This window comes from Limnochorda sp., from assembly GCF_047459355.1.
Taxonomy (GTDB): Bacteria; Bacillota; Limnochordia; order Limnochordales; family Limnochordaceae; genus Limnochorda.
Window position 1 is genome coordinate 1 of record NZ_VSCV01000040.1, and the last position, 10,725, is coordinate 10,725.

Genomic DNA, 10,725 nt, shown 5'->3' on the forward strand with positions numbered 1-10,725 from the left:
GACGACAGTGTTGAAGGCTCCGCCCAAGGCTTCGCCCTGCGCCTGGGCGCGCGGCTGGGCCTCACCCCCTGGCTGACCGCGGGCGCCGTGATCCACGACGTGGTCAACACCACCACGTGGAAGGGCGTCGACCGAGAGACCCCCGAAGCGAGCTGGCAGGTAGGCGTTCAGGCCACCCCGCCTCTTCTGGGCCTGACCCTCGCGGCGGACCTGGACAGTGACCAGCTTCTCCACGTGGGGGGCGAGTGGCGGATCCTCGGCCTGGTGGCCCTCCGGGGCGGGTACATCCATCCCCTGAAGGACGGCGCCCTCGACGGTGACCTGGCCCAGATCCGGGCAGGCCTCGGCCTCAACCTGTTCATCGGCCAGCTCGACGTGGGCGTCGGCTTGAACAGCGAGTCGAAGAAGGTCCAGGAGGTGGCGGTCCAGGCCACCCTGGGCTTCTGAGGAACGCGCCTGAGAAACATCTCGAAAAGGACCTGGACAGCGACGAGTCTTCTCCGGGAAAGGGAGGGCGGGAGCCGGTGCTCCCGCCCTCCTCACTGTCCGCCCTACACCCCGCCGTGGGGCGGGGGCTCCACCTCCCGGCCCTCCAGGTAGAGGGCGAACCAGCGGACGATCTCGTCCAGACGGTGGATCCGGTGCCACGGCTTGCCTGTGCGGCTCATGCCGTGGAACTCATCGGGGTACCGCACAAAGCGGACCGGCGCCTTCCCCGCCGCCTTGACGGCCGTGAAGAGCATCTCCCCCTGATTGATGGGGCACCGGAGATCTCCTTCCTGATGCTCAATCAAGAGCGGCGTGGTGATGTTGGACGCGTAGGTGATGGGGCTCTGCTGCCGGTAGCGTTCATCGTCCGGCCCCCAGGGGTAGGCGTTGCCGAAGCGCTCGGTCCAAGCCCACCCGAAGTCCCCCGTCCCCACCATGGCCCGCCACTCGGCCACGCTCCGGCCCGAGACAGCCGCCTTGAAGCGGTCCGTGTGGGCGATGATCCAGTTGGTCAGGTACCCGCCGTAGGAGCCGCCGGTGATTCCGAGCCGGTCGGGGTCGATCCAGTCGAAGCGGCGGATGGCCTCATCGAGGCCGGCCATCACGTCGGCCATGTCCTTGTTGCCCCACTCCTCCCGGATCGCCTGGCAGAAGGCCTCGCCGTACCCCAGGCTGCCCCGGGGGTTGGTGAAGACCACACCCCACCCTTGGGCGGCCAGCAGCTGGAACTCAAAGAAGTAGGTGGGGCTGTACTGGGTCATGGGCCCGCCGTGGATTTGGAGGATGGTGGGGGCCTTCCGGCCCGGCTCCAGGGGCTGCCCGCCCGGCAAGGGCGGGATCACCCAGCCCTCCACCGTCGGCCCGCCCTCGGCCTGGGCCTCGAATCGGATGGGCCGGGAGACGGCCACCTCTTCAAAGAAGGCGTCGTTCACCCCGCTCAGCCGCTCTTCCCGCCCCTCCTCCGCCAGGTAGAGCTCCCCCGGGTGCTCGAAGGTGGCGGCGGTGTAGGCCAGCTTCCGGCCCTGGCCGTCCAGCCGGAAGGCGTAGGCCGCCTTCCCCTCCCCGGCGACGGTCTCCGCTTCGCCCGTGGCCACGTCGATCCGGAGCACCTCGGTGAAGCCGAAGGCCGAGGAGAGCACATAGATGAAGCGGCCATCGGGGGACCACTGGGGCTCGCCCCGCCCGGGACCCACCAGGTCGGTGACGGTGCTGTTGCTCATGGTCCGGTCCAGGTGGGCGGTGAGGCAACGGAAGCCCCGGCCATCCCGGCCCACCAGGTACAGCTTGGTGTTGTCGTAGCCCAGTTCCTTGGGGTCGTTGGCCAGGAAGGCGATCCACGCGCCATCGGGGGAGGGCACGGGCGCCCACGCCCCTAGTTCCAGGGGTGAAAGCCGCCGGGGCTCGCCGCCGTCGACGGGGATGGCCCAGATGTGCTGCCGGTCCGGGTGCCGGTCGAAGTCGGGCTCCCGGTTGACGGCGGTGTAGATCTCAGTCCCGTCCGGGGACCAGGCGAGCCCCCCGTAGCGGTAGGGCAGCTGGGTGAGCTGGCGGGGCTCGGAACCGTCTGCGTTCAGGACCACCACCTGGGGCGCCCGGTGCCCGTAGAAGCCCTCCCCGTCCATCTTGTGGTAGAGGTGCTCGATCACCTTGACCCCCTGGGTGTGCTTCCGGTAGAGGTCGGCCTCCAGCTCCCGCTCCTTCGCCTGCTCCCTCTTCTCCGGCTGGACCCCGTCACGGCCCAGGTTGGCCAGAACGGCCACCCGCTTTCCATCAGGCGAGATGGCGAAGTCCCGGATGCCGCCCTCGATCCGGGTGACCTGCTGGGCCTCACCGCCCATGACCGGGATCCGCCAGAGCTGGGGCTGGCCGCTCCGCTTGGAGATGAAGCCGATCCAGGTCCCGTCGGGGCTGAAGCGGGGGTGGCTGTCCTCCTTCCCCGCGGTGAAGGGCTGGAGCCCCCGCTCCCGCTGCCAGAGATGCAGGGTTCGCCGGTAGCTGTTGGCCTCCGGGTCCACCTCCTGGATCACGGCCACCACCCGCTCCCCGTCGGGGGAGATGTCCACATCGCCGATCAGTCGAATCTTGAGCAGATCCCTGCTCTCCAGGCCTCGTTTTCCCATACAGACCTCCTTGTCGCGCCCCGTTGCCGGGGCACCCTCACGCCGTCGGCCCCGCCACCTCGTGGAGAACGGACGCGTGCACCCGGAAAGCTTCCTCCCCCCACAGGACGAACCGGACCCGCTTCACCGCCTGGAGTTTGGGGGCGGCCTCCACCACCGTCCGGATAGCCACCTGAGCCGCCTCCTCCAAGGGATAGCCGAAGATCCCGGTGGAGATGGCGGGGAAGCCCACCGAGGCGATCCCCCGCTCCTCCGCCAGGCGGAGCCCGTTCCGGTAGCAGGAGGCCAAGAGGTCCGCGGCCGGCTCGTCCACCCCGTAGACGGGCCCCAGGCAGTGGATCACGTACCGGTTGGGCAGGCGGTACCCGCTGGTGATCACCGCCTGGCCGGGCCGGATGGGGGCCAGAGGCCGGCACTCCTCGGCCAGCCCCGGTCCTGCCGCCCGGTGGATCGCCCCGGCCACGCCCCCACCGGGCATGAGCTGGGCGTTGGCGGCGTTGACGATCGCCTCCAGATCGGGCTGGGCGGTGATGTCGCCCTCCACGCACTCGATCATGCAGCCTGAAACCTCCACTCGAGCCACGCTCACGGCGCCACCTCCCTCACCACGCTCCGGAAATGGTCCAGGATCAGAGCCGTCAGGCCCCAGACCACGTGACCCTCAAACTCAAAGAAGAGCTCGGGATGGTCGGTCTGGCGCCAGGGGTACGCCCGCCCGCCGGGGATCTTTTCGAAGGGGAAGTGATCCGGCGGCTCCAGCCGGATCCGAATCTGGTGGACGTCCGGCGTGGCCCGGAGGATCTCGGTCAGGGGCACGGTGAAGACCTGCTCGATCTCCTCCCGGGCCGGATCGATCTGCTCCGGATCCAGCAGGACCCCCACGAAGGGGTAGATGATCAGCCGCCAGGGGGTGATGAGCACATCCAGAGGGCCCACCACCTGGATCGTCTTGGGATCCAGGTTGAGCTCCTCGCTCGTCTCCCGAACGGCCGCCGCCTCAGGGCTGGCGTCCTCGGGCTCGAGGAACCCCCCAGGAAAGCAGACCTCTCCCGGCTGGCGCCGGAGGGTCTGGGCCCGGACCTCAAAAAGGAGGTGCCACTCGCCGTTCCGTTGCAAGAGCGGCAAGAGGACCGCCGTCCGGGCATACCGCTCCCACCCCAGCAGGCGCCGTTCCCGCCTCGCCAGAGCCTCCCGCAAACCGTCAACGAGGGAACCGGGGACGGAAGGGCCCTTCCGCCCCGCCTCCACATCTGGCCGTTGCATCCTTCCCGCCCTCGCCACTGGCGGCCGGGGCCGCACGCCGCCAGATCGTTACCATAAGCTTCTCTAACGGTCCCCAGGCTCCTGGCTCAGCCATGCCCGGCGCCTGGCGCCGGGGCCCGCGGGACCTGGCTCAGGCGGGAGAAGAGGCTGGAGCCGGGGGCACCACCCAGACGGCCCGGGGCTCGAAGGCGAAGAAGAGATCCTCGCCCTGGCGGCGCCGCAGCTCCCCCGGGTCCGCGGGCACCAGGGCCCGCAGCCGGCCACCGTCGAAGCGGGCCTCCACCAGCACCGAGTGGCCCAAGTACTCGGCATCGATCAAGCGGGCTGGAATCCGGATCCACTCGCGGCCATCGTCGAAGGCGGCGGCATCCACCAGCCGGATCCGCTCGGGCCGGACCACCAGGTGGACCCGTGAGCCTGGGGCAGGCAGGCTCGGGCCGGCCTCGCTCCCGCGCCCCGACGGCCCTTCCCCTCGGGGCGCGGGCAGCCGCCAAACGGCCTCGCCCACCCGCACCGTCAGGCTCCCGTCGGGGTGGGCTGGCCCCAACACCTCCGCCTCCCAGAGGTTCCCCTCGCCCACGAAGCCGGCGACAAAGGGGGTGCGGGGACGCTGGTAGATCCCTTCGGGGGTGTCCACCTGCTCCAGGTGGCCCGCCTGCATGATGGCGACCCGGTCCGCGGTGGCCAGGGCCTCCTCTTGATCGTGGGTCACGTAGAGGGTGGTGATCCCCAACTCCCGCTGAATCCGGCGGATCTCGGCCCGCAGGTGGCGCCGGACCGGCGCATCGAGCGCGGAGAGGGGCTCATCCAGGAGGAGCACTCGCGGCTCCGTGGCCAGGGACCGGGCCAGGGCGACCCGCTGCTGCTGGCCGGCGGAGAGGGCCTCGGGCCGCCGGTCCCCCAGCCCGGCCAGCCCCACCACCTCCAGGAGCTCCTCCGCCCGCCGCTGGCGATCGGCCCGGGGAACCCCCCGGAGGGCCAGGCCGTACCCGATGTTCTCCGCCACGCTCATGTGGGGGAAGAGGGCGAAGTTCTGGAAGACAATCCCCACCCCCCGACGCTCGGGAGGCTGGCCGGTCACATCCTCCCCGTCGATGAAGATGCGGCCTTCGTCAGGCTGCTCGAACCCTGCCACCATCCGCAGGGTGGTGGTCTTGCCGCACCCCGAGGGCCCCAAGAGGGCCACCAGCTCCCCCGGGCCCACCCTCAGGTCCAGCCGGTCCACGGCCACCACCGGGCCGAAGCGCTTGCTCACCCCCCGCAGCTCCAAGCCCTTCACCTCTTCCCACCCCCCCACCGCTCCAGAAGGACAAAGCTGCTCCCCGTCACCAGGATGAGGAGAACCGCCATGGCCGACGCCCCGCCGAAGCTCCGGGCCGAGAGGAGCTGGTAGACCGCCAGGGGCATGGTGGAAAGGCCCGGCGGCGCCAGCGTGATGGTGGCCGTCATCTCCGAGAAGCTGATGGAGAAGGCCAACGCCCCACCCAGAAGAAGGGAGCGGACGATGAGCGGGAGCTCCACATCCCGCAGGGCCCGCCAGCGGGAGGCCCCCAAGGCCCGGGCCGACTCGCGCAAGGAGGGATGGAGCGCTTCCAAGGCGGGCCGAACGGTGCGCACCACAAAGGGGAGAGCCAGGAGCGCGTGGACGGCCACGATGGCCCACTGGGCCCCGCCCGCCAGCGGGGAGCGGACCGTTGCCCGCAGGAGCCCGAAGCCCAAAGCCACCCCCGAGACACCCAAGGGCGTCAAGACCAGGAGCTCCAAGAGGTCCCGCCCCGGCCAGCGGAGGCGGCCGATGGCAAGGCTGGCCAGCACCCCCAAGGGCACCGCCAGCAGCACCGTGCCCACCCCGAAGCGGAGGCTGTTCAGGATGGCCTGGAGGGGGCTGTCCCCTGTGATGGCGTGGTGACCGGGATTGAAGAGCATCGCAAACCACCGCAGGGTGAGGCCATGCTCCGCCCCCCGGGTGAGGGCATCCCAGACCACCGCCGCGAGGGGTGCCAGGAAGAAGGCGCCGGCCACCACCGCCAGAAGGAGCAGGGGCGTGTGCCGCAGCCGAAACCGGAGGGGCACGGTGGGCTGGCGGCGCAGGGGGACCCAGCGGGTCCTGAGGCGGGCCTCCACCCGGAGGTAGATGAAGGTGAGGAGGAGGGAGAGGAGGGTCTCCACCAGGGCGAGGGCGGCTCCCGTGCCGTAATCGAGGAGCACCCGGACCTGAGTGTAGATCTCCACCTCCATGGTGGCCAGCCGGGCCCCACCCAGGGCGAGGACGATGGGGAAGCTCATGAAGGAGAAGACAAAGGCGAGCAGGCTCCCCGTGACCACCCCCGGGGCGATCATGGGGAGGGTGACGGTGAGGAAGGTCTGCAGCCGCCCCGCCCCCAGCGCCCGGGCGCTCTCCTCAAAGGAGGGATCGATGGCCTCCCAGGCGGCGTGGACCGTCCGGACCACCAGGGGCGCGTTGTAGAAGGCGTGGGCCAGCACGATCCCCTGAAGACTGTAGAGGATGGGGATGCGGAAACCCAAGAGGCTGTCCAACAGCCGGTTGAGCGCCCCATTGTTGCCGAAGACCAAGATGAAGCCCAAGGCCACCGTCACCGCCGGGAGAACAAACGGCACCAGGACCACCGAACGGAGCCACGATTTCCCGGGAAAGTCGTAGCGGACAAAGAGGTACGCCACCGGCAGGCCGATGAGGAGGCTGGCCACGGCCGAAAGGAGGGCTTGGTGGGCGGTGAAGGCCAGCAGGCGGTGGTAGTAGGGGTCGGACCAGACGGCCATCACCCGCTGGAGGGTGAAGACTGCCTGCCCGGCCACCCGCTCGGTGAAGGCCTCGACGAAGACGAGGGCCAGAGGGTAGACCAGCACCAAGAGAAGGAAGAGGAGTGGGAGCGCGGCCAGGGCCACCTGGACGGCGCCGCGCCCCCAACCTCCCCGCCGGGCGGGGACAGGCCACGCCCCCGCCCACGGGTGCGCCGAACCGATCCTCATCGGCTGATGACCCGGGCCCACTCCCGCAGCCAGCGGGCGTCGTGCGCCTCAATCTCCTCGGGGGCCAAGGCGACGGGCTGGGGCGGGAGCACCGCATACTCCTGGAAGATCGGATCCGGCTGGGCCTCGCTGTTGGCCGGGAACATCCAGTTGGTGACGGCCAAGAGGCTCTGCACCTCGGGATCGAGGACCAGGTCGAGGACCGCGTGGGCCAGCTCCGGCACCTGGGTGCCCCGGACAATGGCCATCCCCTCCACCTGGCGGTAGCCCTGGTCCTCCAAAAGGAGCACCCGCTGCCGGGCCTGGCCCTCGGTCAGCATGGAGTAGGCCGTGTCGGTGCTGTAGCTGACCACAATGGGCGCCTCGCCGTTCAGGAACATGTCGTAGGCCTCGCTCCAACCCCCGGCGATGGTGAGCAGGTTGGGCAAGAGCCGCTCCCAGTACTCCAAGTACCCCGGATCCCCGTAGCGGGCGATGGTCCACATGAGGAAGGCGTGGCCCGGCGAGGAGGTCCGGGGATCGATGGCGATGATGGAGCGCCGCAGGTGGGGCGCGGTCAGCTCCTCAAAGGTGGTGGGCACCTGGTCGGGAGCGAGGGCTTCGCTGTCGTAAACCAGGGTGATGTAACCGTGATCGAAGGGGATCACGTGCCCCGTCGGGTCGATCATGAGCTCTTCGGGAACCCCGGCCAGGTTGGGGATCAGGGCCGGATCATACGGTTCAAAGAGGTTGCGAGAAAGAGCTCGGGGCAGGGCGCTGTCGGCCAGGCCGATGAAGACGTCCGCCTGCCGGTTCCCGGCCTCCATCTCCTGGATCAACCGGGCGAGCATCTCGTTGCTGCTGGCGGGGGCGACCAGAACCAAGTCGGCATCGTAGCGGGCCTCGAAGAGTTCCTCAATGTACGCCCCCGGCCCCCAGTTGGCGAAGCTGTCGTAGGTGTAGACGATGACCTTCGGCTTCTCTTGAGCCTCAAGAGGAAGGGTGCAGGCAAAGAGCAGCGCGATGCCGGCCAGCACCGGGCCCAGACGGCGGGCCCACCGGCGAAGACCTCCAGACACGCGAAAACGCCTCCTAGCAAGGGGAGGCGAGGGGCAGCGAGAGGTAAGACTGGCCTGACCAGCCTATTTTCCCTACGCCGGCATTACCCGGAGCAGGTTCAAAGGGTCGATGGGACACTACCCATCCTCTCAGCCCACTCGTGTGAGCTCCCCGTTGTTCTGCCCTCATTCTAACAACCTCCCCAAGGGGCGGCAAGGCTGCCAGCCTGGCGACCTGGGAGGGGCTGAACGTCCGGGCCGCCTACTCCGGCTGGAAGACCCAGCATAGGCTCCCCGGCTCCTTACCCTCCCCCACCAGTTGGAACCCAGCCTTGGCCAGCACCCGCAGAGACGGGTGATTCTCGGCCTTGACCTCGGCGATCACCCGTTCCACGCCGGCCTGGGCGAGGGCCCACGCGGTGAGGGCCACCACCATCTCGGTCGCATACCCCCGGCGCTGGAACTGGGGCAGCACGGCATAACCGATCTCCACCTCGCCGTCCTCGGGCGGGCCCTTGAACCCGCCACCCGCGGCAAGCACCAACGCTCCCGGCTGAGCGTCGGTGAGGAGGCCATACCACCCGTACCAGCCGACGTGCTGGGATTCGCCCTCCAGGAACTCCAGGAAGAGAGGAAGCACATCGGCCCAATCTTCGGGCGGCCAGTTGGCCGGCACCACGGCCCCCAAAGCCTCGGCTAAGGCGACCTTGGAGGTCAGCTCAGCCCGGACCAGCTCCGCGGTCGCGGGCACCAGGCGCATGCGCCGGATCGCCACGGGCCCCACCGGATCACCGCTCCCGGCCCGTCACCCGGCTCCGGAGCAGGGCCCTGGCCTCGTCCTGCGCGGCCTGCCGGATCACCACGAGGAGGGCCGTCAGGATCCCGAAGGCGACCATGGCCAAGAAGGGAAGGGTGACGAAACCCAGCCAGTTGACGTACTGCACCGAGCAGGGCACCCCAGAGCAGAAGGCGACCGGCTCCAGGGCGGGGATCTTCTGGATAAGGTAGTGGTAGAGGGAGGTGATCCCGCCCAGGGCGGTGAGCGGCAGAACGTAGACGGCCACGGAGCGGTCCCGCCGGAAGACCGCCTGGCCCAGGATGAAGACCAAGGGGAACATGAAGATCCGCTCCACCCAGCAGAGGGTGCAGGGCAAAAACTGGCGGACTTCGCTCGCGTAGATGCTGCCCGCGGTGGCCACCACTGAGATCAGCCACGCCAGCTGGAGCCCATATCGCCGGACCCAAATCATGACGAGAGCCACCTTTCGAGCATGGTGTGGCCCCTCATTCGGCTGGAACCGGCCCACCTCCTGCCGGCCCTCCAGGGCGCCCTCCCGGTGTCGGTCCGTGACCTGACGAGAGCTGAAAGGGAGGCCTGTAGAGCTCGCCGGCCAGCTCCACCACCTCAGCCCAGAGCTCACGGAGGGCTTCCACACTCGCCTGAAGCTGAGCCTGGTCCCTTCCGGGGCAGCCCAGGAGTCGGGAGATCCGGCCAAGGTAGTCCCGTGGGCAGAGCCGGAACCGAGCCAACCTCTTGGGGGCCTGCTTGTCCCCCAGGAAGTACGTCTCGTTCAACGCGAAGAGGGCTTGGGTTAACGAGCCTGCGACCCGGGCCATGCAGCCGGCGGTGTTATACACATCTCCGGCCGCCGCGTGGGCTTCTGCGAAAGCGAGGGCAAACTCCGCGTTCCAAAGCTCTTGGGCCACCACCCGGTGCCGCAAGGGCGGTGGGTAGGCCTCCACCCGGGCCTTCAACCTGGCGATCAGACCTTCTGGATCAAAGAGGGGGATGCAGATCTGGATCTCACCTAGGTAGATGGTGCTGCAAAAGCCGAAGGTCGGCTGCTGGTCGTAGTCGTGGTGGTAGACGCCAGCCCACACCTCCTCAATGGTTCGGGCCACCTGATCTGCGTTCCGGTAGAGGAGATCCACCTTCCCCGCCCGCCAGTGCCTGAACGCGCCCAGCCCTCCGAGCGTCCGGAGGGCTGGGCGGTTCTTAAGCCTCCTCGGGCCACCAGCACACCTCGAGCCGGTTGCCATCGGGGTCGCGGAAGCCGAACCAACGCACCCCACCGTCGTCGGTGATCTGCTCGTCCACCGGGACGCCGGCGGCCCTGAGACGGGCATACGCCGCCTCGATGTCCGGCGCGTAGAAATTGAAAGGCGCCTCCTCCACCGGATGGAACGCCTCCCCGGCTTCCAACAGGGTCAGGGGGGTCTCCCCAAGGTTCAAGCACGCCACGCCCGGATGCCGCCACCGCACTTCCAGCCCCAGATGCTGGGTGTACCAGGCCACTGCCTCATCCAAGTTCCGGACACGCACGAAAACCGTATCGATTCGACGAAACATGGTGCTCCCTCCCCAGTCTGACGTAGCTATGCTGATTAGCCTCAACACTGATGATTCCTGTAAAGTCCTCTCAGCGTTACCGGGATCGAACGATCTCCATCCACTCGTTCAGCAGGTAGGCCAAAGGAGGATGGAGCTGGCGGGCTCTGGCCACGCTGCGCACCGTCACCTGCGCGCCTTTCGCGATCAACGTCTCCTCGGTCTTCTGCTGGAGCGCGGGTGACACCTCGGGATACTCAGGGTCGTGGACGAGGAGGACCGGCATCCCGTGGAGCGGCCGGTCGTCGGGTACCCAACCGGGGATCTCAGGGAGGTAGCCGCCAATGGCGGCCACTCCCGACACGGTCTCGGGCCACACACAGGCCAATGACAAGGCGAGCAAGGCGCCCTGATCCAGACCCAGGAGCAGGATGGGGACAGGACTTTCGCCTTTCTCCGCGACCGCCAGGACGGTGTCGAGGAGAAACCGCTCCAT

Annotated in this window: 12 protein-coding genes and 1 riboswitch; of the genes, 1 reads left to right on the forward strand and 11 read right to left on the reverse strand. The window is 68.8% G+C overall.

Features of this window, described 5'->3' with window-relative positions:
• The coding region (locus tag FWJ67_RS09980; RefSeq protein ID WP_414482394.1) for a hypothetical protein at nucleotides 1-447 on the forward strand (447 nt) is incomplete at its 5' end.
• Nucleotides 448-551: 104 nt separating this feature from the next.
• On the opposite strand, the gene FWJ67_RS09985 is transcribed toward FWJ67_RS09980, so the two are convergent.
• From FWJ67_RS09985 to FWJ67_RS10035, 11 genes are all read right to left on the reverse strand, one after another.
• A complete protein-coding gene (locus tag FWJ67_RS09985; protein WP_304174293.1) occupies nucleotides 552-2,609 on the reverse strand; it encodes a S9 family peptidase in 2,058 nt (685 codons plus the stop codon).
• Nucleotides 2,610-2,646: 37 nt separating this feature from the next.
• Nucleotides 2,647-3,165, reverse strand: coding sequence for a macro domain-containing protein (locus tag FWJ67_RS09990; protein WP_369686590.1), 519 nt, complete (start codon nucleotides 3,163-3,165; stop codon nucleotides 2,647-2,649).
• 29 nt (nucleotides 3,166-3,194) lie between these two features.
• Nucleotides 3,195-3,872: an NUDIX hydrolase gene (locus FWJ67_RS09995; RefSeq protein WP_304174288.1), complete on the reverse strand. Its 678-nt coding sequence runs from the start codon at nucleotides 3,870-3,872 to the stop codon at nucleotides 3,195-3,197.
• Between the two features lie 130 nt (nucleotides 3,873-4,002).
• Nucleotides 4,003-5,151 (reverse strand): ABC transporter ATP-binding protein, encoded by a 1,149-nt coding sequence (locus FWJ67_RS10000; protein WP_304174286.1) that lies wholly within the window; start codon nucleotides 5,149-5,151, stop codon nucleotides 4,003-4,005.
• Nucleotides 5,148-6,863 carry an ABC transporter permease gene (locus FWJ67_RS10005; RefSeq protein ID WP_304174284.1) on the reverse strand — a complete coding sequence of 572 codons (1,716 nt, stop codon included), beginning with the start codon at nucleotides 6,861-6,863 and terminating at the stop codon, nucleotides 5,148-5,150. Before FWJ67_RS10005 ends, FWJ67_RS10000 begins: the two co-directional genes overlap by 4 nt.
• Nucleotides 6,860-7,921, reverse strand: coding sequence for a thiamine ABC transporter substrate binding subunit (locus FWJ67_RS10010; RefSeq protein WP_414482395.1), 1,062 nt, complete (start codon nucleotides 7,919-7,921; stop codon nucleotides 6,860-6,862). The genes FWJ67_RS10005 and FWJ67_RS10010 overlap by 4 nt, the downstream gene beginning before the upstream one ends.
• Before the next feature lie 52 nt (nucleotides 7,922-7,973).
• A riboswitch (TPP riboswitch) is annotated at nucleotides 7,974-8,085 on the reverse strand.
• Nucleotides 8,086-8,162: 77 nt separating this feature from the next.
• Nucleotides 8,163-8,684, reverse strand: coding sequence for a GNAT family N-acetyltransferase (locus tag FWJ67_RS10015; protein WP_414482396.1), 522 nt, complete (start codon nucleotides 8,682-8,684; stop codon nucleotides 8,163-8,165).
• 4 nt (nucleotides 8,685-8,688) lie between these two features.
• A complete protein-coding gene (locus FWJ67_RS10020; protein ID WP_304175042.1) occupies nucleotides 8,689-9,150 on the reverse strand; it encodes a disulfide oxidoreductase in 462 nt (153 codons plus the stop codon).
• A gap of 34 nt (nucleotides 9,151-9,184) precedes the next feature.
• Nucleotides 9,185-9,832: a DUF4037 domain-containing protein gene (locus FWJ67_RS10025; RefSeq protein WP_304175039.1), complete on the reverse strand. Its 648-nt coding sequence runs from the start codon at nucleotides 9,830-9,832 to the stop codon at nucleotides 9,185-9,187.
• A gap of 64 nt (nucleotides 9,833-9,896) precedes the next feature.
• Nucleotides 9,897-10,250, reverse strand: a complete 354-nt coding sequence (locus tag FWJ67_RS10030; protein ID WP_304175037.1) for a VOC family protein — start codon at nucleotides 10,248-10,250, stop codon at nucleotides 9,897-9,899.
• A gap of 76 nt (nucleotides 10,251-10,326) precedes the next feature.
• On the reverse strand, nucleotides 10,327-10,725 hold a 399-nt coding region (locus FWJ67_RS10035), incomplete at its 5' end, for an alpha/beta hydrolase (protein WP_414482397.1).